We start from the raw sequence: 23,249 nt of genomic DNA on the forward strand, positions 1-23,249 counted from the left end.
GGCAGGGCCGCTCCGGTGACCCTAGCCTGTGCTGTGTCGGGACCGAGCCAGGAGGCGTCACGCCCATGACCGAAATCAGCACCGGGCAGATGGTGCGGCTCCAGCGCGAACGAAGGGGCATGAGCACGACCGCGCTGGCGACCCAGTCCGGCTGCACCACCCGGCACATCGAACTGATCGAACACGGGAAACGCACCCCCTCGCTGCCCCTTCTGCGCGAGATCGCCAAGGTCCTCGGCGTACGGACCGCCGTGCTCCTGGGCGAGACCCCCCGCGACTCCCACGAGCCAAGCAGGCCGCAGATCCGCGACATCGAGCGCGCCCTGTTCGCCTGCCGCCCGCACGAGCCCGACCTCGAACCGCCCGACGCCGAGCAGCTGACCGAACGGGTGGCGGCGGCGCGCAACGCCTGGTTCACCTCGGCCCGCCGGTACTCGATCCTGATGGCCGCGCTGCCCTCGCTGGTCTCCGACGCCGAGAGCCTGGTGGCCGAGCGCACCCCCGCGGCCTACCGGACGGCGACGGACGCGTACATGCTGGCCAGGGGGGTGCTCAAGCACCTGCAACGGGTGGATCTCGCGCACCTGGCCGCCGACCGGGCCATGCGCTACGCCGAGGAGTCGGCCGACCCGCTGATGCTCGCCTGGGCCCACTGGAACCTCGGCCAGTCGATGCTCTCCGACGACATGCACCAGATCGCCCACGACGTGGCCCGGCGCGGCATCGAGATCCTCGAACCCCATGTGGCCGACGGCGACGTACGGCACATCAAGGCCCTCGGCGCGCTGCACCTGCTGGCCGCCATCAGCGCGGCCAGGGGCGGCGACGACGAGCAGGCCAGGGAGACCGTGCGCGGCACCGCCGCCCGGCTCGCCGACCGCGCCGACGACCACTCCGACGCCTACGACCTGGCCTTCTTCGGCCCCACCAACGTCGCCATCCACATGGCCAGCATCGAGAACGACACCGGCCGCCCCGAGGCCGTGCTGCGGCTGGCCGACGACATCGACATCCGCAGGACCCCGTCCATCGAGCGGCGCACCACGCACCTGTGCCATGTCGCCCGCGCCTGCGAAGACCTGGGCGACGACGCCGCCAGCCTGGTCTACCTGCTGCGCATCGAGCGCGAGAGCCCCGAGGAGCTCGACCACAAGCTGCTGCTGCGGGAGATGGTGCGCTCGCTGGTGCGCCGCGCGCGGCCGTCGTGGGCGCCGGAGGTGCGCTTCCTCGCCGAACGCCACAACATCGACGTGTGAGGACGGCCACCGAACTCTGAGTTCGCTCCGGCCGAACAGGGAGATCTGTCGCCGCGGTTCGTCACCAAGAGGGGCCGGAGTGGCACTGTGCGTCCATGACCACCACGCCGAGTGCCGACGTCGTCATGGAACGCCTGCTGGAGGAGGCCATGCGCGAGTTCCCCGGCTGGGCGTTCAGCCGCGGACGATCGGGATGGACCGCCGTGTCGGGCGGGGTGCGGCTGACCGGCCGGAGCCTGGCCGCGCTCCGCGCCCGCCTGCGCGTACGCCCCCTCGACCGGCCGGGCGCATACCTGTGACGACCGGAGGGAGGGCGGCAGGCCCGCCGCCCTTCCCGCCTCACACCTTGGGCAGGAAGCCCACCCGGTCGCGGACCTCGGCCATCGTCCGCCGGGCCACCGCGGCGGCGCGCTCGGCGCCGACGGCCAGCAGGCGGTCGAGCTCGACCTCGTCGGCCAGCAGCTTCTCCGTGCGCTCCCGGATCGGCGTGAACGTCTCCACGACCGCCTCGGCGACGTCCTTCTTGAAGGTGCCGTAGCCCTGGCCCTCGTAGCGGGCGACCAGGTCGGGGATGGGCGTGCCGGTCAGCGCCGACTGGATGCGCAGCAGGTTGGAGATGCCCGGCTTGTTCTCCTCGTCGAACAGCACCTCCGAGCCCGTGTCGGTCACCGCGCGCATGACCTTCTTGCGCAGCGGCCCCGGCTGCTCCAGCACGTCGAGGATGCCCGCCGGGCTGGAGGACGACTTCGACATCTTCGCCGTCGGGTCCTGGAGGTCGGTGATCTTCTCGACCTCCTTGAGGATGTACGGGTCGGGCAGCGTGAACGTGTCGCCGAAGCGGTGGTTGAAGCGCTGGCCCAGGTCGCGGGTGAGCTCCAGGTGCTGCTTCTGGTCGGCCCCCACCGGGACGGCGTTGGCCTGGTAGAGCAGGATGTCGGCGGCCTGCAGGATCGGGTAGGTGAACAGCCCGACGCTGGCCGCGCTCTCGCCGAACTTGGCCGACTTGTCCTTGAACTGCGTCATCCGGGCAGCCTCGCCCATGCCGGTGAGGCAGATCAGGACCCAGGCGAGCTCGGTGTGCTCGCGCACGTGCGACTGCACGAAGACGGTCGAGCGCTCGGCGTCGAGGCCGGCGGCGAAGAGCTGCGCGGCGGCCACCCGGCTGCGCCTGCGCAGGGCCGCGGGCTCGGTCGGCACGGTGATCGCGTGCAGATCGACCACGCAGTAGAAGGCGTCGTGGGTCTCCTGCATGGTGACCCACTGACGGACCGCACCCAGGTAGTTGCCCAGGTGGAATGAGTCCGCGGTGGGCTGGATGCCGGAGAGAACACGAGGTCTGGCCATAGCTGGCAATTGTGTCAGGAATCCTGGTCGGGCGGCGACTCGGCGGCGGCCCGGCGTTTCACCCTCACCCGCGCGATCCGGCGCCCGTCCAGCTCGGTGACGGTCAGCTCGAAGCCCTGGATCTCCACCTGCTCGCCGGCGGCGGGCAGGTGCCCCAGCATGGCCATCACGAACCCGCCCAGCGTCTCGTACGGGCCGTCGGGCAGCCGTACGCCGGTCTCGGTGGCGAAGTCGTTGAGGTTGGTCAGGCCGTCGATCTCGATCTCGCCGGCGGGCAGGACGACGACGTCCTCCTCGACGTCGTACTCGTCCCTGATGTCGCCGATCAGCTCCTCGACCAGGTCCTCCATGGTGACGATGCCGGCGGTGCCGCCGTACTCGTCGACCACGATGGCCAGGTGCTGGCCCTCGTCGCGCATCTCGTTCAGGGTGCTCAGCAGGCGCTTGGAGGCGGGCACGAACTTGGCCGGCCGGATCGGCACGACCGCGCTGATGGGCTCGGTACGCCCGATCAGTTCGGGGTCGAGCAGGTCGCGCACGTGCACGAAACCGATGACCTCGTCGTATGAGTCGCGGTAGACGGGGAAGCGGGAGTGCGGGAGCGTGGCGGCCAGGTTCGCGGCCTCGGCCAGCGGCGTCTCGGCGTCCATGAACTCGACCTCGGTGCGGGGCAGCATGACCTCGCGGAGCTGGCGCTTGCCGGCGGCGAACACCTCGGCGATGAGCTTGCGCTCGTCGGCGGTCAGCTCGGCGTGCCCGACGACCATGTCGCGCAGCTCCTCGGTGGTGACCTCCTCCCGGTCGGCCTCCGGGTTGCCGCCGAGCAGCCGGACGACCAGGTCGGTCGACTTCGACAACATCCAGATGATCGGGCGCGACAGGGCCGCGATCCGGTCGAGGAAGGGCGCGACGAACAGCGACAGCCCCTCGGTGCGCTGCAGGGCCAGCCGCTTGGGGGCCAGCTCGCCGAGCACCAGGGAGACGTACGAGATGGCCAGCGTCACCAGCACGAGCCCGAGCACGGGCGCGACCGCCTGCGGCACCCCCCAGCGTTCGAGCACCGGGACGAGCTCCATCCCGAGCCGGTCGGCGCCGAAGGCGGCCGAGAGCATCGTGGCGACGGTCACCCCGATCTGCACCGCCGACAGGAAACGGTTGGGGTCGCGGGCGAGCTTGGCCACGCGCTCCCCCCTCCGGCCGCGCTCGGCGAGCTTGCGGACCTGGCTCTCGCGCAGGGAGACCATCGCGATCTCCGCGCCCGCGAAGAACCCGCCGACCAGGATGAAGATCAGGACCAGGGCGATGTTCGCCGCGAGGGTGTCAAACATGGTGGTTGGCAGCGTACTCGGCGGGTTTCCCGCGTATGCTGAACGGCAAGCCGTACAAAATCAAACATATCTAAACAGGAGTGCACATGAGGCTGTTGGTCACCGGAGGCGCCGGGTACGTCGGCAGCGTCGTCGCCGCGCAGCTCGTCGAGGCGGGGCACGAGGTGACCGTGCTCGACGACCTGTCCACCGGCCACGAGGACGCGGTGCCCGAGGGCGCCCGGTTCGTGCGCGAGTCGATCACGAACGCCCACGACGCGCTCGACGGCATGGACGCCGTGCTGCACTTCGCGGCCAAGTCCCTGGTGGGCGAGTCTGTGGAGAAGCCGGGCCTGTACTGGGCGAGCAACCTCGGCGGCACGCTGGCCCTGCTCGACGCGATGCGCGACCAGGGCGTGCGCCGGATCGTCTTCTCCTCCACGGCGGCCACGTACGGCGAGCCCGAGCGCTCCCCCATCGAGGAGGACGACCCGACGCGCCCGACCAACCCCTACGGCGCCTCCAAGCTGGCCGTGGACACCGCCCTGAGCGCCTACGCGGGCATTCGCGGGCTCGGCGCGGTGAGCCTGCGTTACTTCAACGTGGCCGGCGCCTACGGCCGCTTCCGCGAGCGCCACACGGTCGAGACCCACCTCATCCCGAACGTGCTCAAGGTCGCCACCGGCGAGCGCGACTCGGTGAGCGTCTTCGGCACCGACTACCCCACCGCCGACGGCACCTGCGTGCGCGACTACGTCCACGTCGGCGACCTGGCGCGGGCGCACCTGCTGGCGCTGGAGGCGGTCGCCGCGGGCGAGCACAAGATCTACAACCTGGGCAGCGGCACCGGGTTCAGCGTTCAGGAGGTGATCTCGGTCTGCCGCGAGGTCACCGGCCACGAGATCCCGGTCGTCGTGGGCGACCGGCGGCCCGGCGACCCGGCCGTCCTGGTGGCCTCGTCCGCGCGGATCCAGCGCGACCTGGGGTGGAAGGCGGAGCGGGCGGCGCTGCGTGACATCGTCTCCGACGCGTGGGCGGCACTTTCCGGGAACGCCTGATGTGGGCGGCGTTTGTGTGCTGTGATACCCAAATGTGAGGAGCTTTTCACCAAGGGTCACGAAGCTGCTCTTTGGTGCCCTCATCCTGCTGGGCAGCCTCGCCGCGGCGGCCGGGGCGCTCTACGCGACCTCCCAGCCCGCGCCGGCCGCCCAGCCCGTCCCCTCCTGTCCGGGGGCGGACGAAAAGGACGTTTCCCGGCACCAGTAGCCTGTTCCGCCGTGTCACTCCTCCCCGAGAGCGGGCCCGTGCGCGCGCTCACGTACGCCACACTCCTGCGTTCCCTCGGCCGCGGCCTGTTCGTCACGGTGAGCGTGCTGTTCTTCAAACTGTCGGTCGGCCTGTCGGACGGCGAGATCGGGCTGGGGATGACGATCGCCGCGGCCGTCGGGCTCGCCGCCGGGCTGCCCGCCGGACGGCTGTCCGACCTGGCCGGGCCGCGCGGGGTGCAGATCGCCTTCTCCGCCGCGGGCGGGCTGCTGGTGCCGGTGTACGCGCTGGTGTCGGGGTTCGCCGGGTTCGTCGTGGTGGCCACCCTGGTGACGTTCGCCGAGGCCGGCGAGGGCACCGCGCGGGCGGCGCTGGTCGGGGGCGCGGTGCCGGCGGCCGATCGGGTGCGGGTGCGCGCGTACCTGCGGGCCGTGACCAACGTCGGCTGGTCGGTCGGCGGGCTCGGGGCGGGCGCGGCGCTGCACTTCGACAGCCGTCCCGTGTACCTGGGGATGATCTTCGGGTGCGCGCTCTGCTACCTCGGCAGCGCGGCGCTGACGTTCCGCGTGCCGCCCGTCGCGCCGGTCCCGCGCAAGGCGGGCGAGCCGGTCTGGATCGTGCTGCGCGACCGGCCGTACGCGGTGCTGGCGCTGCTCAACGCGGTGCTGTTCATGCAGAACGGGCTGCTCACCATCGCGATCCCGCTCTGGGTGGCCGGCCGGACCTCGGCGCCCACGTGGACGGTGGCGGCCGTCGCCATGATCAACACCGTCACCGTCACGCTGCTGCAGGTGCGGCTCAGCCGCGGCACCGACGACGCGGCCGGCGCGGCCCGTGCCCAGCGCCGCTCCGGCGTGTTCCTGCTGCTGGCGTGCGTGTTGCTGGCCCTGGCCGCCGGACAGCCGGCCTGGGTGGCGGTGGTCGCCCTGTTCGGCGGCGCGCTGCTGCACGTCTTCGGTGAGCTGCTGCAGGCCGCCGGCTCGTGGGGATTGTCGTACGAGCTGGCCCCGTCGCACGCGATCGGCCAGTACCAGGGCCTGTACGGGATGAGCCAGCAGGTGTCCAACATCGTCGTGCCCGCCGTCATGACCACGGTCATCGTGGGCTGGGGGCTGCCGGGCTGGCTGCTGTTCGGCGGGGTCTTCCTGGCCGCCGGGCTCGCCGTGCCGCCGGTGACCCGCTGGGCCGAGCGCACCCGGGAGGCCGCACTCCCCCTCACGACGACGGACGCGCGCCCCCGCTGAGCCGGGGACGCGCGTCCGGGGTGTCGCGCCTGGTTCAGATGAGGCCGAGCTCGCGGACGGCGTCGCGCTCCTCGGTCAGCTCGCGCACGCTGGCGTCGATGCGCTCGCGGGAGAACGAGTCGATCTCCAGGCCCTGGATGATCTCGTACCGGCCGTTGACCGAACGCACCGGGAAGGACGAGATGAGCCCCTCGGGCACGCCGTACGAGCCGTCGGAGACGACGGCGGCCGAGGTCCACTCGGTGCCGTTGACCCAGTCGTGGACGTGGTCGATCGCGGCGTTGGCGGCCGAGGCGGCCGAGGAGGCGCCACGGGCCTCGATGATGGCGGCGCCGCGCTTGGCCACCGTCGGGATGAACGTCTCGCGCAGCCACTCGCCCTCGACCTGCTCGGCCGCGATCTTGCCGCCGACCTCGGCGTGGAACAGGTCGGGGTACTGGGTGGCGGAGTGGTTGCCCCAGATGGTCATCTTCTTGATCTCGGTGACCGGGACCTGGAGCTTGGCGGCGAGCTGGGACAGCGCGCGGTTGTGGTCGAGGCGGGTCATCGCGGTGAAACGCTCGGCCGGGACGTCGGGCGCGTTCTGCTGGGCGATGAGCGCGTTGGTGTTGGCCGGGTTGCCCACGACCAGGACGCGGATGTCGTCGGCGGCGTGCTCGTTGATCGCCTTGCCCTGGGGGCCGAAGATGCCGCCGTTGGCGCCGAGCAGGTCGCCGCGCTCCATGCCGGCCTTGCGCGGCATGGCGCCGACCAGCAGGGCGACGTTGGCACCGGCGAAGGCCACGTTGGCGTCGTCGGTGATCTCGATGCCGGACAGCAGCGGGAACGCGCAGTCGTCGAGCTCCATGGCGGTGCCCTCGGCCGCCTTCACCGCCTGCGGGATCTCCAGCAGGCTCAGCTTGACCGGGACGTCAGCGCCGAGCAGCTGTCCCGACGCGATGCGGAACAGCAGTGCGTAGCCGATCTGACCGGCGGCCCCGGTGACGGTTACCTTGACGGGCGTGGCCATGGCCTTCCCCTAACTCACTGGATGAATTCGTTGGACTTTCGGATGTTACCGCTCGTCATCCGCAGGGCTCCATCGCGGGCACCTTCAGCTCGGGCGTGAAGTCGACCTTGCCGAAGTGGCTGTTCAGGAGCTTCTTGATGGTGCCCTTGCGGTAGAGGTCGGCGATGACGCCCTTGACGGCGGTGCAGGTCTTGGCATCGCCACCGCGGATGCCGACCGCGTACCGTTCGTTGTTCAGCTTGGCGCCGATGACCTTGTAGCGCATGTTCTCCCGGCTGGCGAACCCGGCCAGGATCAGGTCGTCGCCGGGCACCGCGTCCACCTTGCCCTGCCTGAGCAGGTCCATGCAGGCGGCGTAGTCGCCGGCGGTCACGGGCTCGACCTTCACCTGCTCCTGCACCTCGCGGACCGTCGGGCTGTTGAGGGCGCAGATCTTCCTGCCCTTCAGGTCCTCCAGCGACTCGATGCCCGTTCCGTCGCGGACCAGCACGTCGTGGTGGGCCACGTAGTAGGGCCCGGCGAAGCGGGTCTCGCTCTTGTCCACCGAGTACGTGGCCACGACCAGGTCGACCCTGCCTTCGGACAGCGCGTCGGCCCGGTCGTCCCGGCTGACCCGGGTGAACGTGGTCTCCTCGGCCCCGAGCGCGGCGGCCACGAGCTTGGCCACCTCGACGTCGAACCCGGAGAAGTCGTCGCCGTTCTGCAGGCCGACGCCCGGCAGGTCGCCCTTGACGCCGACGATGACCTTTCCGGTCTGGGCGACCTTGTCCACCACCGAGGCGAACGTGGGGGGCCGCGAGTTCTTCTTCCCCGTCGTCGCGGGGGTCACGACCTCGCCCTTGAACGCCAGCGGCGACCAGCCGTTCGCCATCGCCGCGACGGCCACGACCACCAGCATGACGAGCGCGGCGGCCAGCGCGAGCCACACCTTCAGCCGCCGCCGGCCGCCGGACGGCACGGGCTCGTCGAGGGGCCTCGCCTCCACCGGGCCCTGACCCTGCCCCTGGCCCTGGCCGGACTGCACCGTCTCCGCACGCCCGGAGACACCGGTCCCGGTGCCGGTCGTGTGCGGGGTGCCGGTCGTGTGCGGAGTGCCGGTCGTGTGCGGAGTGCCGGTCGTGTGCGGAGTGCCGGTCGGGTGCGGGGTGCCGGTCGGGTGCGCGGACCCGGAGCCGGTCGTGTGCGGGGTCCCTGCGCCGGTCGGGTGCGCGGGCCCGGTGCCGGTCGTGGCCGGGTGCGGGGTGGCGCCGGACGGGGGCCGGACGGGGTGGCCGGTGGCCTGCGTGGCGGGACGTTCGGTGATGGACGTGGCCGACACCCGCGTGAACGGCGTCGTGTCGTCGCCGGCCACCTGCACGCCCCTGGTGAGCACCGCCGTCGAGGCCCCGGCCGCCGTGCCGGTCTGCCCGAGCAGGCGCAGCAGGAGCTGGTCGGCCGAGGGACGCTCGTCGGGCGACTTGGCCAGCGCCGAACGCACCACACCCCGCAGCGGCTCGTGCATCATCTCCACGTCGACCTCGTGGTTCAGGATGCGGTTGAGCACCACGGCGATCGACTTGCCCTCGAAGGCCGCCTTCCCGGTGGCGGCGAAGGCCATGGTCGCGCCCCAGGCGAACACGTCCGTGAAGGGCCCGATGTCGTCGCCGGCGATCTGCTCGGGCGCCATGTAGGCGGGCGTCCCGATCGCGCGGCTGGTGATCGTGCCGGTCGAGTCGATGATGCGGGCGATGCCGAAGTCGACCACGCGCGGCCCGTCGGCGGCGATGAGCACGTTGTCGGGCTTGAAGTCCCGGTGGACGATCGAGGCGTGGTGGATGGCGGTGAGCGCGGTGGCCGTGCCGATGGCCAGCCGGTCGAGCACGGTGCCGCTGAGCGGGCCGTCGGTCTCGACGATGTCGCGCAGCGCCCGCCCGTCGATGTACTCGCTCGCGATGTACGGCGTGTCGCCGTCGAGGTCGGCCTCCATCACCCGCGCGGTGCAGAACGAGGCCACCCGCTGCGCCGCCTTCAGCTCCCTGGCGAAGCGCGACCTGGCGATCGTGTCACCGCTGAACTTCACGTGCAGCAGCTTGATCGCGGCCCGCTCGCCCTGCTCGTTGACGCCCAGGTAGACGATCCCCTGGCCGCCCTCGCCGATCCGTCCGGACAGCCGGAACGATCCCAGCAGCGCTGGATCGCCGGCCACCAGCGGCGCGATCTGCGGCATTCGTCTTCCCCACGTTCACTGAACCCCAACCACGCAAACTTTACGACGCTCAGCAACTTCCCAGGGATCCGTTAACCGTTCGTGACTCACCGGTTTTTACACAAAGCCCGTACACAGCGTCCATTCGGACCCTGTAACAGCGGTCTTGACTGGTTGGTCGCAGATCACGGATCGGGTCTCCGGCGGCCTTCGGCCAGGACGACCGGCACGTCATCAGCGTCGAGGCCGGCCTGGTGCGGTGGACGGAGGAGGTCGTCGTCGGCAGGCCGGCGTGACGCGCCGCCGGAGGCTTCCCTGGCGGACGGGGGCCGCCGTTCTCGTCGTCGTTCTGGCCGCCGGCCGGCGCGCCGTCTTCCCGAGGGACAGTGACAACACCTACGTCGTGGCCGACCTGCGGACGGGAGCCGTCGAACGGCTCCCCGTCAGGCAGCCGCGCGGGACCGTCACGGCCCTCTTCGGAGCTCAGCCGCCGCTGTTCTCCCTGGACGGCCGCCACGTGCTCCTCCGGCCCGACCATCTGACCAAGGACTCCGAGGTGATGCTGGAGCCCCCCGTGATCGTGGACGTCCCGCGCGGCACGGCCATCCGCCTCCCGGACCGAGGGCAGGTCGCCGGATGGACGTCGGAAGGCCTCGTCATGAAGAGCGGCGAGCCCTCCCGCCGCTCCCCGGGCCACCTCAGATCAGTGTGGTTCGCCGTCTACTCGCCCAAGGGCGACCTGCTGCGCGGCTGCACCATGCCGGGCAACGTGGAGTGGACCGTCGAGCCGTCCCCCTTCGGCCGCCTGATCGCGGCACGGCACCGGGAGCTCGTCCCCGGCGGCGTGCTCCAGCAGGGCGTCGCCCTGTTCGACACGAAGACGGGCAGGCACGTGCGCACGGTCACGCCGCGGCTGCCCACCGGCTGATGGCTCGCCACCCTGCCGCGCCGGGAGACCATGTGGCCGACTTCATGCTGGAGCCCGCCGAGCTGAGCGTGGTGCTCGGGCGCGTCCGTCAGTAGGGCAGGCTCCAGGTGGTGAAGGACTTGCGCAGGTACGGGTTCTTGAACTTCGGGTACGCCACCGTGCTGACGTCACCGTCCGAGGTGTAGCGCATGTCCGGGTTGTTCTTGAGCCAGTCGAGCCAGGCCGCCGAGCAGAACTGCGAGCAGTCGCCCTTCTTCTCCATGACCCGGATGCGCGGGATGCCGCCCGGGTCGAACGCCTTGCTGAACGGCGACGGCGCGGGCGTGTAACCGGCCAGGAACGCGCCGGCGTGGTTGTAGAGCTTGCCGTGCAGCGCCCACTCCTTCTTGCGCGGCTGGTTGCCGTACGGCAGGGCGATGGAGTTGGGCTTGACCTTGGTCAGGTCGTCGATCTGCTTGGCGATGCCGCCGATCTGGTCCTCCACCTCCTTCTCCGAGCGTCCGTGCAGGTTGACGTGGTCACGGGTGTGGTTGCCGATGTCGAAGCCGTTGTCCTTGAGCCAGCCCAGCGTCTGGGCCTGCTCCTCGCGCACGGTCTTGCCGAACATGTCGCGGGTGACGTAGAAGGTGGCGGCCGGCCGGAAGCCCGGGTGCTTGGCGGCCACCTCGCGCAGGATCGCCACGGCGGTGTCCGGCTGCGGGACGCCCATCTCGTTCAGGGTGAGCTGCGAGGGCGATGAGTCGTCGAACGTCAGGACCACGGGATGCTTGCCCGCCGGGACGTTGATCTTCCCGGTCACCATCTCCGAAGCGCTGATCGGGACGTAGTCCTCCTTGACCAGCCGTTCGAGGTCCGAGCGGAACTGCTGCGGCGTCCTGTCGTCGGTGGTGGCCGGGTTCTTGATGACCCGGTGGAACATCAGCACCGGGATCTGGCCCAGCTCGTTCGCCTTCACCTTGCGCGCCAGCGCCATCTTGGCCGCCTTGCTCTGCTTCAGCCTGGCCGCGGCCTCGGCCTTGCTGTCGGTGATCTTGGCAGTGTCGGGCGGCGAGTCGCACCCGGTCAGGACGACGGCGGCCGCGAGCAGCCCCGCTCCTGTCAAAATACCCAGTCGCATCCGAACCCCCCGAGACGCGTACGACTGTTACAGGTTGGGCCTTACCCAGGTGATCAACTGCGCCACGCCGCGACCTCGTCAAAGAAGGGTCAGGGATTACGAAAAGGGTCATCCCCTGCCGAGGCCGAACCGGCGGGCGATCCGGGCCATCAGCTGCGACATCCTGGACGGGAACGCGTCCGGCTCCGGGACGGTGACCGGCCGGACCCGGCCGTTGTGGATGGCGCCGATGCGCCAGCCCTCGCCCGTCCGCACCACGACGACGGTCTGCCGGGACAGCCGCCGCCCGGGCAGCGTGGACCGCCAGGGCATCAGGACGGAGGCCGTGCCGTGCACGACCGCCACGTCGGAGGTGAGGAAACGCACCGACTCCAGGTCGCCGACGAGCGCCGATCCGGCCAGGACGCCGCGGAAGAGCTTGTCGTGGTTGAGCTCGTGCGCGCGGCGGCCGCGGGCGACCGTGCCGTCGTAGGAGACGTAGTCGGAGTCGTCGGTGAACAGGGCGCCGAACGCGCGGGCGTCCCCGGCGGTCCAGGCCGCCATGAAGTCGGCGAAGAGGCGCTGGATCTCGGCGGTGTCGGGTGAGGTGAGGGTGGTCGAGCGCATGGCGGTGCCTCCGGAGTGATATCGTCATTTCGACTGACGAAAAGTACGATATCAGAAAGGTTCGAATGTCGAAACGTGCCGTCATCGGAGAGATCGCCATGGAGCTCCGGCAGCTGCAGCAGAGCTTCGACGCCTTCGACGAGGCCGCCGCGGCCCGGCTCCGCCTCAACCGCACCGACCTGCGCTGCCTCGACGTCGTCCTGGCCGAGGGCCCGGTCGCCGCGGGCGCGCTCAGCCTCGCGCTGAAGCTCAGCCCGGCGGCCGTCACCACCGTCATCGACCGGCTGGAACGCGCGGGCATGGTGGGCCGTGCGCCCGATCCGGGCAACCGCCGCCGCGTCCTGGTCGCCGCCACCGACGCCGCCCGCGCCGCCGAGGCCGAGATCTTCGTACCGGTCGGCCAGGCGGGCGCGCGGGCGCTGGAGGGCTACGGGCCGGACGAGCTGGCGGTGATCCTCGGCTTCCTGCGCACCGCCCGCAGGGTCCAGGAGGAACAGGCGGCCCGCGTCAGAGATTCGTCCTGAGTTTCGGAAAACAGTTCCGGAAAACACGACACAGGGTGTCGGGTTTCCGGTCGAGCATGGTCCCACCGGCCGGCGCCGACCGCGGGCCGGTACGTACGTACAGACAAGGACCTCAATGCTCGAAACCCCGCAGGAGCTCGAAGAGCTCCAGGCGCTCCTCGACGCCTCGCTCTCCCGCTCCACCTCGCACCTGCGCTCGATCGTCACCGAGCGCACCCTGAACGCCGAGCAGCTCACCGGGATCCTGACCGGCATGCGCGTCCTCGCCCTGTCCACCGTGACGGCGAAGGGCGAGCCGCGGATCAGCGGCGCCGACGGCCACTTCCTGCACGGCAAGTGGCACTTCGGCACGGCGCGCGGCGCCGCCAAGGCGCGTCACCTCGCCGCCCGCCCGGCGGCCAGCGTCGCCCACATGCGCGGGGAGGACCTGGGCGTGTTCACCCACGGCAGGGTGGAGGTCCTCAACCCGCAGGACGGCGAGCCGGCCGCCGACTGGCCGGCCCTGCTCGCCTACTTCAAGGACTTCTACGGCGCGGACGCCTTCGACTGGGAGCACGACGTGGTCTACTTCCGGCTGCATCCGAGCTGGATGACCGTCTACGCCCCCGACCTGGGCAAGCTCACGTCCTGACCGCCGGCGTGGCTTTCACGTCCGCGTCACAGGTAGAGCCGCAGCAGGTCCTCCTCGCTCTCCCGGCGGACGACGACCCGCGCCTCCCCGTCGCGCACCGCGACGACCGGCGGCCTGGGCACATGGTTGTAGTTGCTGGCCATCGAGCGCTGGTAGGCGCCCGACACCGGTACGGCGAGCAGGTCGCCGGGCCGCACGTCGCCGGGCAGCACGATGTCCCTGACCAGCACGTCCCCGCTCTCGCAGTGCTTGCCGACCACGGTGAACGCGCTCGTGGGGGCGTCGGAGGCGCGGTTGGCCAGGGCGGCGGTGTAGGCGGCGCCGTACATGCCGGGGCGGGGGTTGTCGCTCATGCCGCCGTTCACGCTCACGTACCGGCCCTTGATCGTGCCGATCTCGTACAGGGCGACCGTGGACGGCCCGGCGATCGACCTGCCGGGCTCGACGGCCAGGTGCAGGCCCGCGGTCTCCTTCCTGAGCACGGCCAGCAGTTCGGCGGGGGTGGGCGGGGTGGGGTCGTCCGGCGTGTAGCCGATGCCGAGGCCGCCGCCCAGGTCGAGCCTGGTGACGCCGGTCTCGGCGGCGAAGGCGGCCATCCTGGCGGCGGCGGTGCCGAAGCCGTCCAGCTCGAAGATCTGCGAGCCGATGTGGGAGTGCAGGCCGTACAGCTCCAGCGCGGGCTCGGCGTTCACCTGCGCCACCGCGAGCGCGGCGGCGCCGGCGCTCAGCGAGAAGCCGAACTTGGAGTCCTCGCCGCCGGTGGCGATGAAGGCGTGGGTGTGCGGGTCCACGCCCGGCGTCACCCTGATCATGACCCGCTGCCGGACGCCCAGGGAGGCGGCGATCGCGGCGAGCCTGGCGATCTCGGTGAAGGAGTCGACGACCACGCAGCCGATGCCCCAGGCCACGGCCCGGCGCAGCTCGTCGGCCGACTTGTTGTTGCCGTGGAAGACGACCCGCTCCGGCGGCATCCCGCCGGCCATGGCCACGGCGAGCTCGCCGCCTGTGCAGACGTCGAGGGACAGGCCCAGCCGGTCCAGCCAGCGCACCACCTCGGGGCAGAGGAACGCCTTGCCGCCGTAGTGCACGTCGCCGTCGGGCAGCGCGTCCAGCCAGGCGCGGGCGCGGGCGGTGAAGTCGGCCTCGTCCAGCACGTACGCGGGCGTGCCGTGCACCCGGGCCAGTTCGACCGCGCCGATCCCGCCGAGCCGCAGCTCCCCGTCGTGCCATGTGGCGGTCTGGGGCCAGATGTCCAAACTCATGATGGGCGAGCGTAAACAACCGCGAGGGCACGCGGGGTCGAGCATCGACGGATTCGTTGCTGAGGGTCGCATGCCTTCACGAGGCTTGGTGCCGCCTGACGGCCTGGCCACGATGACATGCCATGCGAACACACCTGGTCATCGCCCTGGTGGCGGCCTGCGCTCTCGGCGCGGGATGCGGGAGGTCCACCTCGGGTACGGCGGCTGCCCCCACGCCGCCCTCCTCGACCGGCAAGAGCGCCAAGGACCTCGTCCCGGAATCCGTACGGAAGTCCGGCGAGCTCCGCATGGCGACCTCGGAAGGCTATCCCCCGATGGAGATGTACAAGCCGGGCACCCAGGAGATGACCGGCGTCGACGCCGACCTGGCCGTGGCGGTCGGAGAGCGGCTCGGGCTGAAGACCCGGATCATCAACGCCTCCTTCGACGGTCTCATCCCCGGCCTGCAGGGCGGCCGGTGGGACATCGCCATGGCCGCCCTCAGCGACCTCGAACAGCGCCGCAAGGCCGTCGACTTCGTCGACTACTTCAACGCCGGCGGCTCGATCATGGTCAAGAAGGGCAACCCCGAGGGCATCAAGACCCTTGAGGACCTGTGCGGCAAGAAGGTCGTCCTGGCCAAGGGCAGCTCCAACCTGGAGATCGGCAAGCGCCAGAACGAGAAGTGCGCCCAGAAGATGGAGATCATGCAGAGCGAGGACGCCCCCACCGGCCTGCTCACCATCGACTCCGGCCGTACCGTCGCCACGATCGTCGACTCCCCCGTGGCCGCCATGTACGCCAAGGAGACCGGCAAGTACGAGGTCCTGACCGAGCAGTACGACGCCGGCCCCTGGGGCATCGCGATCGACAAGAAGCAGACCGGCCTGCGCGACGCCGTCGCCAAGGCCCTGCAGGAGCTGATCGACAGCGGCGAGTACGGCAGGATCCTGGAGAAGTACGGCACGACGGCCAACGCCGTGCCCAAGGTCACGATCAACACCGGCGCATGATGGAACTCCCGATCGAGGCGGTGAAGCCGCCCAGGCCCGGGCGGCTCGTCGCGGCGGTGGTCGCGGCGCTGGTGATGGCGTGGCTGGCCTACACCGTCATCGTCAACCCCAACCTCCACTGGGACGTGATCTCCGAGTTCCTGCTGGACGGCCGGGTGCTCGGCGGCCTGTGGATCACGATCGCGCTCACCGCGCTGTCCATGGTCATCGGCGTCGCCCTCGGTGTGATGGCCGCCGTCATGCAGCTGTCGGACAGCCCGGTGCTGCGCGGCGCGGCCGGCCTCTACACCTGGTTCTTCCGGGGCACGCCGCTGCTGGTGCAGCTCATCTTCTGGTTCAACATCGGCCTGGTCTTCCCCGAGATCGGGCTCGGCGTGCCGTTCGGCGGGCCGATGTTCCTCCAGTGGCCGGCCAACGAGCTGATCACGCCGTTCACGGCGGCGCTGCTCGGGCTGACCATCAACGAGGGCGCGTACATGGCCGAGATCGTCCGGGCGGGCATCCGTTCGGTGGATCCCGGGCAGCGGGAGGCGGCCGAGTCGCTGGGCATGTCGCACCGGCAGATCCTGCGCAGGGTCGTGCTGCCGCAGGCGATGCGGGTGATCATCCCGCCGACCGGCAACCAGTTCATCTCCATGCTGAAGACCACCTCGATGGTCTCGGTCATCTCCGGCGCGGAGCTGCTGACCGTCTCCCAGCGCATCTACCTGGACAACTTCGAGGTGATCGCGCTGCTGGTGGTCGCCTCCACCTGGTACCTGCTGCTCACCACCGTGGCCACCTTCGGCCAGCGCTCCCTGGAGAGGCGGTTCAGCCGTGGCCACTAGCATGGTGAAGATCGAATCGGTCAGGAAACGCTTCGGCCAGCTGGAGGTGCTGAGGGGCGTCAGCCTCGACGTGCCGGCCGGCGGGGTGGTCTGCGTGGTGGGCCCGTCCGGGTCGGGCAAGTCGACGCTGTTGCGCTGCGTCAACCGGCTGGAGACGATCGACGCGGGCCGGGTGTGGGTCGACGGCAAGCTCATGGGCTTCAGCGAGCAGGGCGGCAAGCTGCACCTGCTGCGGCCCGACGAGCTGTGCCGCCAGCGCCAGGAGATCGGCATGGTCTTCCAGCGCTTCCACCTGTTCCCGCACATGACCGCGCTGGAGAACGTCATGGAGGGCCCGTGCACGGTCAAGCGCCTGTCGAAGGCGAAGGCGGCCGAGCGCGCGAGGACGCTGCTCGACCGGGTGGGGCTGGCCGACCGGGCCGGCCACTACCCCCGGCAGCTCTCGGGCGGCCAGCAGCAGCGGGTCGCGATCGCGCGCAGCCTGGCCATGGACCCCAAGCTCATGCTGTTCGACGAGCCGACCAGCGCGCTCGACCCCGAGCTGGTGCAGGAGGTGCTGCAGGTCATGCGCGACCTGGCGGCCAGCGGGATGACGATGATCGTGGTGACCCACGAGATGGGCTTCGCCAGAGAGGCGGGCGACCACCTGGTGTTCATCGACGACGGCGTGATCGTGGAGGAGGGGCCGCCCCGCGAGGTGCTGTCCGCGCCGCGTCACGAGCGCACCCGCGCGTTCCTCGGGCAGGTGCTGTGAACGGCTCGCTTCTCAGGGAGGGTTCGGCCACGTGAGCCTCGACATGCTGATCAGCGGTGGCCTCGTGGCCGACGGGACGGGCGCGCCGCTGCGCCGGGCCGACGTCGGCGTCCGCGGTGACCGCCTCGTCCTGCTGCCCGGGGGCGGCCCGTCCGACGGCGGCGGGGGGCGGGTGATCGACGCCGCCGGGCTGGTGGTCGCGCCCGGGTTCATCGACGTCCACACCCACTCCGACGCGGTCACCCTGCTCGGGGAGGCGGGCCGGGAGCTGGCCGCCGCCCCCGTGCTCATGGGCGTCACCGTGGAGATCTGCGGCAACTGCGGGTCGAGCCTGTTCCCGGCGCTGCCCGAGCGGGTGCCGGCACTGCGCCGGTCGAGCCGGGCCGGTTTCGGCGGCGACATCCCGATTTTTGAGGACTATGACGGGTTCGTAGCGGCGCACGAGCGGGCCCCCCGTTCGAACCACCTGACCTCGCTCGTCGGCCACGGCACCCTGCGGGCCGGCGTGCTCGGCTACGAGGACCGCCCGGCCACCCCCGCCGAGCTCGCCACCATGTGCGCGCTGCTCGACGACGCGCTGGCGGCCGGCGCCGCCGGGCTGTCCACCGGCCTCATCTACACCCCCGGCACGTACGGCGACACCGCCGAGGTGGTCGCGCTGGCCCGCGTCGCGGCCCGGCACGGCAAGCCGTACGTCACCCACCTGCGGGACGAGATGTCCCGCGTGGAGGAGGCGCTGGAGGAGGCCGTCGAGATCGCCCGCAGGAGCGGGGCAGCGCTGCACGTCAGCCACCACAAGACGGCCGGCAAGCACGCCTGGGGCAAGACCCTGCGCACGCTCCCCCGCATCGCCGAGCTGCGCGCCCAGGGCATGGACCTCACCTGCGACGTCTACCCCTACACCGAGGGCAGCACGTCGCTGTCGGCGATGTTCCCCCCGTGGGCCAACGACGGCGGCACCGAGGCGCTGCTCGACCGGCTGCGCGACCCCGGCCAGCGCGACCGGATGCGCGCGGCCATCGAGGCGGGCGTGCCGGGCTGGGAGAACACGGTCGGCAACGGCGGCTGGGACCGCATCTCGGTCGCCTGCGCCACCCGTCACCCCGAGGCCGAGGGCCGCACGATCGCCGAGCTGGGCGGCGACCCGGTGGACGCGGCGGCCGAGCTGCTGCTCGCCGAGGACGGCGAGGTGACCATCATCAGCCACTCCATGCGCGAGGACGACGTCCAGCGGGTCCTGGCAAGCGAGTTCGCCATGATCGGCTCGGACGGCGTGCCCAAGCCGGGCCATCCGCATCCCCGGCTGGCCGGCACCTTCCCCCGGGTGCTCGGCCGCTACTCCCGCGACCAGGGGCTGTTCCCGGTGGAGACCGCCGTCCACAAGATGACCGGCATGGCGGCCGACCGGTTCGGGCTGGCGGACAGGGGCGTCGTGCGCGACGGAGCGCACGCCGACCTGGTGCTCTTCGACCCCGCGACGGTCGCCGACGGCGCGACCTACGCCGACCCGCTGCTGCCTCCCACCGGCATCAGGGCCGTTGTCGTGGCCGGACGGCTCGCCGTTGAGGACAACAGGCTCACCGAGGACAGACCAGGAAGGATCATCGGGCGGTGAACGACATCACGCTCGCCGTCGCGACGCGGGATCTGGTGACGGGCGAGTTCCACGGCGTCAACGAGGACGCCGAGCTGCCGCTGGCCAGCGTCGGCAAGCTGCTGCTGCTGGCCGAGGTGGCGATGAGCGTCGAGGGCGGCATCCTGGCCCCCGACACGCCCGTGACGCTGCAGGACGACGACTACTGCGGCGGCTCCGGGCTGCTCACGTCGCTGTCCGCGCGCGCCTGGACGATCGGCGACCTCGCCCTCCTGACCGCCGCCGTCAGCGACAACACCGCCACGAACGCGCTGCTGCGCACGATCGGCCTGGACCGGGTCAACGCCGCCGCCGCGGCCCTCGGGCTGTCGCGGACCAGGCTGCTCGACCGCATCAGGGAACCGCGCACCCCGCAGGACCCGCCCACGTTCGCGATCGGCACCGCGGCCGAGCTGTCCGGCCTGGCCGCGCTGCTCGCCGGTCCGGGCGGCTGGCAGGCGCTCATGCGCGGCTGGATGCGGCAGAACACCGACCACGGTCTCGTCCCCGCCCTGGTCAGGCACGATCCCGAGGGCGACTGGCTGGCCAACAAGACCGGCACCGACGAGGGCGTCCGGTCCGATGTCGGCATCATGGACGGCCGCATCGCCTACGCCGTCCTCGCCCACGGCCCCGCGGGCAGTGAGCACGACCTGACCGCCGCCGTCCGGCGGGCCGGCCTGGACGTCGCCGCCCGCCTCAGCGCAGCGAAGGCTCCAGCGAGTTCCTGAGCTGGGCCGAGGCCGTACGCAGGTAGGCCAGGAACGACCGGGCGGCCGGGTTGGGATTGGTCGGCCGCCTGGCCACGCCGATCCTGCGGAACAGGTTCGGCGTGGTCAGCCGGCAGGTGTGCAGTCCGGTCGCGCCCTGCAGGCCGAGGCTCGGCACCAGCGCGACGCCGAGCCCGGCCCGTACCAGGCCGATCGTCACCTCGTAGTGGTCGCTGCGGCAGCGGATCCGCGGCGAGAAGCCCTCCAGCGTGCTGGCCCGCTCAAGGATCGACACCGGGTGCTCGGCGCCGAACGTGGTGATCCACGGCTCCTCGGCCAGGTCCGCCAGCCGCACCTTGGGCCGCTGGGCGGCGGCGTGGCCGGTCGGCAGGACCAGCAGCTGCGGCTCGTCGAACAGGTGGACGACCTCCACCCCTTCCGGGCACTGCCACGGGTCGAGCGCGTGCTCGAAGACCACCAGCACGTCGAGCGCGCCACGCTCCAGATCGGGCAGCAGCTCGTACGGCTGGCCCTCCACCAGGTCGAGCGCCACCTTGGGATACCGGGAGGCGAAGCGCGACAGCGCCAGCGGCAGCAGGCGGTACCCGGCGGAGGCGAAGAAGCCGATGCGCAGCTCGCCGGCGTCCACCCTGGCCTGGGCGAGCAGGTCCTTCTCGGCCGCCTCGATGATGTCGACGACCTCCTGGGCGCGGATGGCCAGGCGGCGTCCCGCCTCGGTCAGCCGCAGGCTCTGGGCGTTGCGCTCGACCAGCCCGACCCCCGCCTCCTGCTCCAGCCGGGACAGCTGGTGGGACACGGCGGACGGCGACAACTTCAGCACCCTGGCCGCACCGGCGATACTGCCCGTCCTGAACACCTCAAGCAGGACACGCAGCCGGTTACTACTCAACACGGGACCAAGAGTACGAGCTTCCCCACCTCGTTCCGCGCATAAGATGGCACCGGTGATCGACTCCACCCGCCTGCCGCCGGCCGAGCTGCGTACCGAGCGCCTCCTGCTGCGGCCCTGGCGTCCCTCCGACCGCGAGCCCTTCGCGGAGCTCAACGCCGACCCCGAGGTCATGGAACACTTCCCCGCCACGCTCAGCCGCGAGCAGAGCGACGCGTTCGCCGCCGCCAGCGACGACCTGATCACCCGGCAGGGCTGGGGACGCTGGGCGCTGGAGAGGCTGGACACCGGCGAGTTCATCGGCTTCACCGGCCTGCACCGGCCTTCGTTCGAGGCCCCCTTCATGCCCGCGACGGAGATTGCCTGGCGGCTCAACCGCAGGTCATGGGGCCACGGCTACGCGAGCGAGGCGGCCACCGCCGCGCTCGGCCTCGCCTTCGACCGGCTCGGCCTGGCGGAGGTGGTGTCCTTCACGGCCACGGTCAACACGCGTTCCAGCGCCGTCATGCGCCGGCTCGGGATGGTCCATGACCCCGACGGGGACTTCGACCATCCCGTGCTGCCGCCCGGCCACCGGCTGCGCCGCCACGTCCTGTACCGCCTCACCGCGAGCGACTGGCGCCGGGCGAGCGGGTGAGCCGGCCCTGGTGGCGGCCCCGGTGGCGGCTCAGTCGCCGCCCCGGCCCAGCGGTCCGAACGCCACGTCCTTCTCCTGCCTCACTTCTCCTGCCTCAAGACCTGGTCCTGCGGGCCGTACGCGGTCACCGTGACCGGCGGCGTGACCAGGACTCCGGTCGGCCTGCCGTCCGCGTCCTTCCGGGAGGGATCGGGGGCCGTCACCCCCCGCACCCGGGCGATGAAGAAGCCGCCGGCCACGCGTGCCCCGCTGCGCCGCCCGTCCGCCCAGTCGATCTCGCGGCCGACCCCGCGGAACTATGGCGTGGCCCGGGGGCGACCGTTCTCGACGGCCGCCCGCGGGTGCCTGCTGGATCTCAGCGCTTGTTGACGCGGATGGAGATGATCGTGCCGGGCGGGATGGTGGCCGAGGAGACCTGGCCGGGAGAGACCCATGGGCCGACGTTGTAGACGTACCCGACGGCGGGGTTGACGTGCAGGACGGTGATCGCGATCTGGTGCTGGCCCGTGCCGCCGGTGCAACGGCTCTCGGCCGTCGAGCCGGTCACGCTGGAGGTACAGCCGTCGGGGACGGCATGCGCCGCCGGGGCGAGGCCCGCGAGCAGCGCGGTGGTGAGCAGGGTCGCGGCGGGCAGGCCGGTGGCCCACTTCCTGGACAGCACGAGGACGCCTCCTGATGCGGGAGAGGGACGGAAGCTTCTCTTAGGAAACTTTCCTAAACGGACCATAATCGCCCCTGCCCGCACGTCAACCCCGGAAAGACGGCCCGCAGACGGCCCCGGACATGCGAAACGGCCCCTACCGTACGACGAAGCCGCAGGTAGAGGCCGCTTTCTCTCAAGCAGACATCTTCTTCTTGAGGTTCTCGTCCAGGGCGGCCAGGAAGTCCTGGGTGGTGAGCCACTTGGCGTCGCCGCCGACCAGCATGGCGAGGTCCTTGGTCATCTGACCGCTCTCGACGGTCTCGATGCAGACCTGCTCCAGCTTGTCGGCGAAGTCGGTCACGGCGGGGGTGTTGTCCAGCTTGCCGCGGTGGGCCAGGCCACGCGTCCACGCGAAGATCGAGGCGATCGGGTTCGTGGAGGTGGGGTTGCCCTTCTGGTGCTCGCGGTAGTGGCGGGTCACGGTGCCGTGGGCGGCCTCGGCCTCGACGGTCTGGCCGTCGGGGGTCATGAGGACGGAGGTCATCAGGCCGAGCGAGCCGAAGCCCTGGGCGACGGTGTCGGACTGCACGTCGCCGTCGTAGTTCTTGGCGGCCCAGACGTAGCCGCCCTCCCACTTGAGCGCCGCGGCGACCATGTCGTCGATGAGGCGGTGCTCGTAGGTGAGCCCGGCCTTGTCGAAGTCGGCCTTGAACTCGGTCTCGAAGACCTCGGCGAAGATGTCCTTGAAGCGGCCGTCGTACGCCTTGAGGATGGTGTTCTTCGTCGACAGGTAGACCGGGTAGTTGCGGGCCAGGCCGTAGCGCATGGAGGCGCGGGCGAAGTCGCGGATCGACTCGTCGAGGTTGTACATCGCCATGGCGACGCCGCCGCCCGGGAAGTCGTACACGTCGAGCTCGATCGGCTCGGAGCCGTCCTTCGGCGTGTACGTGAGGGTCAGGGTGCCCTCGCCGGGGATGACCAGGTCGGTGGCGCGGTACTGGTCGCCGAAGGCGTGACGGCCGACGACGATCGGCTTGGTCCAGCCGGGCACGAGCCGCGGCACGTTCGACATGATGATCGGCTCACGGAAGATCACGCCGCCGAGGATGTTGCGGATGGTCCCGTTGGGGGACTTCCACATCTTCTTGAGCCCGAACTCCTCGACCCGCGCCTCGTCGGGGGTGATGGTGGCGCACTTCACACCGACGCCGTACTTCTTGATGGCGTTGGCGGCGTCGATGGTGACCTGGTCGTCCGTCGAGTCCCGGTACTCGATCCCCAGGTCGTAGTACTTCAGGTCGACGTCGAGGTAGGGAAGGATCAGCTGGTCCTTGATGAACTGCCAGATGATCCGGGTCATCTCGTCGCCGTCGAGCTCGACGACAGGACCCTCCACCTTGATCTTGGGCATGCGAATGGTTCCCCTTCAATGAATGGATGCGTTGAGGCTATCGGACCGTCCCG

24 protein-coding genes are annotated in these 23,249 nt (G+C 71.0%); 13 read left to right on the plus strand and 11 right to left on the minus strand.

What is annotated here, in order from left to right; translation table 11 throughout:
• The first annotated feature begins 65 nt into the window (after positions 1-65).
• The gene (locus tag ABZ444_RS10150; protein WP_357994655.1) at positions 66-1,256 is read left to right on the plus strand and encodes a helix-turn-helix transcriptional regulator; all 1,191 of its coding nucleotides are present in this window, start codon (positions 66-68) and stop codon (positions 1,254-1,256) included.
• 95 nt (positions 1,257-1,351) lie between these two features.
• The gene (locus ABZ444_RS10155; RefSeq protein WP_357994656.1) at positions 1,352-1,555 is read left to right on the plus strand and encodes a hypothetical protein; all 204 of its coding nucleotides are present in this window, start codon (positions 1,352-1,354) and stop codon (positions 1,553-1,555) included.
• Between the two features lie 40 nt (positions 1,556-1,595).
• Here ABZ444_RS10155 and trpS read toward each other — a convergent pair whose 3' ends face one another.
• Together trpS and ABZ444_RS10165 are read right to left on the minus strand one after the other, a co-directional pair.
• The gene (gene trpS, locus ABZ444_RS10160) at positions 1,596-2,600 is read right to left on the minus strand and encodes a tryptophan--tRNA ligase (RefSeq protein WP_357994657.1); all 1,005 of its coding nucleotides are present in this window, start codon (positions 2,598-2,600) and stop codon (positions 1,596-1,598) included.
• Between the two features lie 14 nt (positions 2,601-2,614).
• The gene (locus ABZ444_RS10165; RefSeq protein ID WP_357994658.1) at positions 2,615-3,928 is read right to left on the minus strand and encodes a hemolysin family protein; all 1,314 of its coding nucleotides are present in this window, start codon (positions 3,926-3,928) and stop codon (positions 2,615-2,617) included.
• A gap of 86 nt (positions 3,929-4,014) precedes the next feature.
• On the opposite strand from ABZ444_RS10165, the gene galE reads away from it, so the two are divergent.
• A complete protein-coding gene (gene galE / locus ABZ444_RS10170) occupies positions 4,015-4,965 on the plus strand; it encodes a UDP-glucose 4-epimerase GalE (protein ID WP_357994659.1) in 951 nt (316 codons plus the stop codon).
• A gap of 219 nt (positions 4,966-5,184) precedes the next feature.
• Positions 5,185-6,417 (plus strand): MFS transporter, encoded by a 1,233-nt coding sequence (locus ABZ444_RS10175; RefSeq protein WP_357994660.1) that lies wholly within the window; start codon positions 5,185-5,187, stop codon positions 6,415-6,417.
• A gap of 34 nt (positions 6,418-6,451) precedes the next feature.
• Here ABZ444_RS10175 and ABZ444_RS10180 read toward each other — a convergent pair whose 3' ends face one another.
• Entirely contained in the window at positions 6,452-7,426 is a 975-nt protein-coding gene (locus ABZ444_RS10180) for a malate dehydrogenase (protein WP_357994661.1), read from the minus strand.
• A gap of 55 nt (positions 7,427-7,481) precedes the next feature.
• Entirely contained in the window at positions 7,482-9,632 is a 2,151-nt protein-coding gene (locus ABZ444_RS10185; protein WP_357994662.1) for a serine/threonine-protein kinase, read from the minus strand.
• 271 nt (positions 9,633-9,903) lie between these two features.
• On the opposite strand from ABZ444_RS10185, the gene ABZ444_RS10190 reads away from it, so the two are divergent.
• Positions 9,904-10,539, plus strand: a complete 636-nt coding sequence (locus tag ABZ444_RS10190; RefSeq protein ID WP_357994663.1) for a hypothetical protein — start codon at positions 9,904-9,906, stop codon at positions 10,537-10,539.
• A gap of 88 nt (positions 10,540-10,627) precedes the next feature.
• Here the strand turns inward: ABZ444_RS10190 and ABZ444_RS10195 are convergent, their stop codons facing one another.
• Both ABZ444_RS10195 and ABZ444_RS10200 read right to left on the minus strand, forming a co-directional pair.
• On the minus strand, positions 10,628-11,656 hold the full coding sequence (locus ABZ444_RS10195; RefSeq protein ID WP_357994664.1) for a polysaccharide deacetylase family protein: 1,029 nt from the start codon (positions 11,654-11,656) through the stop codon (positions 10,628-10,630).
• A gap of 108 nt (positions 11,657-11,764) precedes the next feature.
• Complete coding sequence (locus ABZ444_RS10200) at positions 11,765-12,262, minus strand: SgcJ/EcaC family oxidoreductase (protein WP_357994665.1); 498 nt, start codon at positions 12,260-12,262, stop codon at positions 11,765-11,767.
• Between the two features lie 65 nt (positions 12,263-12,327).
• Between ABZ444_RS10200 and ABZ444_RS10205 the strand changes: the two genes are divergently transcribed.
• Positions 12,328-12,786 carry a MarR family transcriptional regulator gene (locus ABZ444_RS10205; protein ID WP_357994666.1) on the plus strand — a complete coding sequence of 153 codons (459 nt, stop codon included), beginning with the start codon at positions 12,328-12,330 and terminating at the stop codon, positions 12,784-12,786.
• A gap of 115 nt (positions 12,787-12,901) precedes the next feature.
• Positions 12,902-13,417 carry a pyridoxamine 5'-phosphate oxidase family protein gene (locus tag ABZ444_RS10210; protein WP_357994667.1) on the plus strand — a complete coding sequence of 172 codons (516 nt, stop codon included), beginning with the start codon at positions 12,902-12,904 and terminating at the stop codon, positions 13,415-13,417.
• Positions 13,418-13,443: 26 nt separating this feature from the next.
• Here the strand turns inward: ABZ444_RS10210 and lysA are convergent, their stop codons facing one another.
• Positions 13,444-14,679: a diaminopimelate decarboxylase gene (lysA, locus tag ABZ444_RS10215; RefSeq protein ID WP_357994668.1), complete on the minus strand. Its 1,236-nt coding sequence runs from the start codon at positions 14,677-14,679 to the stop codon at positions 13,444-13,446.
• Positions 14,680-14,801: 122 nt separating this feature from the next.
• Here lysA and ABZ444_RS10220 point away from each other — a divergent pair, with 122 nt between their 5' ends.
• Genes ABZ444_RS10220 through ABZ444_RS10240 form a run of 5 tightly spaced genes read left to right on the plus strand, consistent with a single transcriptional unit; the run spans position 14,802 to position 19,616 of the window.
• Positions 14,802-15,671, plus strand: a complete 870-nt coding sequence (locus ABZ444_RS10220) for an ABC transporter substrate-binding protein (RefSeq protein WP_357994669.1) — start codon at positions 14,802-14,804, stop codon at positions 15,669-15,671.
• A complete protein-coding gene (locus tag ABZ444_RS10225) occupies positions 15,668-16,498 on the plus strand; it encodes an amino acid ABC transporter permease (RefSeq protein WP_357994670.1) in 831 nt (276 codons plus the stop codon). The genes ABZ444_RS10220 and ABZ444_RS10225 overlap by 4 nt, the downstream gene beginning before the upstream one ends.
• Position 16,499: 1 nt before the next feature.
• On the plus strand, positions 16,500-17,252 hold the full coding sequence (locus ABZ444_RS10230) for an amino acid ABC transporter ATP-binding protein (protein ID WP_357994671.1): 753 nt from the start codon (positions 16,500-16,502) through the stop codon (positions 17,250-17,252).
• 31 nt (positions 17,253-17,283) lie between these two features.
• A complete protein-coding gene (locus ABZ444_RS10235; protein WP_357994672.1) occupies positions 17,284-18,867 on the plus strand; it encodes a D-aminoacylase in 1,584 nt (527 codons plus the stop codon).
• On the plus strand, positions 18,864-19,616 hold the full coding sequence (locus tag ABZ444_RS10240; protein ID WP_357994673.1) for a serine hydrolase: 753 nt from the start codon (positions 18,864-18,866) through the stop codon (positions 19,614-19,616). Before ABZ444_RS10235 ends, ABZ444_RS10240 begins: the two co-directional genes overlap by 4 nt.
• Here the strand turns inward: ABZ444_RS10240 and ABZ444_RS10245 are convergent.
• Positions 19,585-20,508: a LysR substrate-binding domain-containing protein gene (locus ABZ444_RS10245; protein WP_357969738.1), complete on the minus strand. Its 924-nt coding sequence runs from the start codon at positions 20,506-20,508 to the stop codon at positions 19,585-19,587. The two genes, ABZ444_RS10240 and ABZ444_RS10245, sit on opposite strands and share 32 nt — an antisense overlap.
• Positions 20,509-20,560: 52 nt before the next feature.
• On the opposite strand from ABZ444_RS10245, the gene ABZ444_RS10250 reads away from it, so the two are divergent.
• Positions 20,561-21,142: a GNAT family N-acetyltransferase gene (locus tag ABZ444_RS10250; protein ID WP_357994674.1), complete on the plus strand. Its 582-nt coding sequence runs from the start codon at positions 20,561-20,563 to the stop codon at positions 21,140-21,142.
• A gap of 80 nt (positions 21,143-21,222) precedes the next feature.
• Here ABZ444_RS10250 and ABZ444_RS10255 read toward each other — a convergent pair whose 3' ends face one another.
• The 3 genes from ABZ444_RS10255 to ABZ444_RS10265 all read right to left on the minus strand — a co-directional run bounded on the left by ABZ444_RS10255 (position 21,223) and on the right by ABZ444_RS10265 (position 23,196).
• On the minus strand, positions 21,223-21,381 hold the full coding sequence (locus ABZ444_RS10255; protein ID WP_357994675.1) for a hypothetical protein: 159 nt from the start codon (positions 21,379-21,381) through the stop codon (positions 21,223-21,225).
• A gap of 116 nt (positions 21,382-21,497) precedes the next feature.
• On the minus strand, positions 21,498-21,803 hold the full coding sequence (locus tag ABZ444_RS10260) for a hypothetical protein (protein ID WP_357994676.1): 306 nt from the start codon (positions 21,801-21,803) through the stop codon (positions 21,498-21,500).
• Between the two features lie 175 nt (positions 21,804-21,978).
• Positions 21,979-23,196, minus strand: coding sequence for an NADP-dependent isocitrate dehydrogenase (locus ABZ444_RS10265; protein WP_357994677.1), 1,218 nt, complete (start codon positions 23,194-23,196; stop codon positions 21,979-21,981).
• Positions 23,197-23,249 lie beyond the last annotated feature (53 nt).

Source organism: Nonomuraea sp. NPDC005730 (assembly GCF_040630865.1).
In the GTDB taxonomy this organism is placed as follows: Bacteria; Actinomycetota; Actinomycetes; order Streptosporangiales; family Streptosporangiaceae; genus Nonomuraea.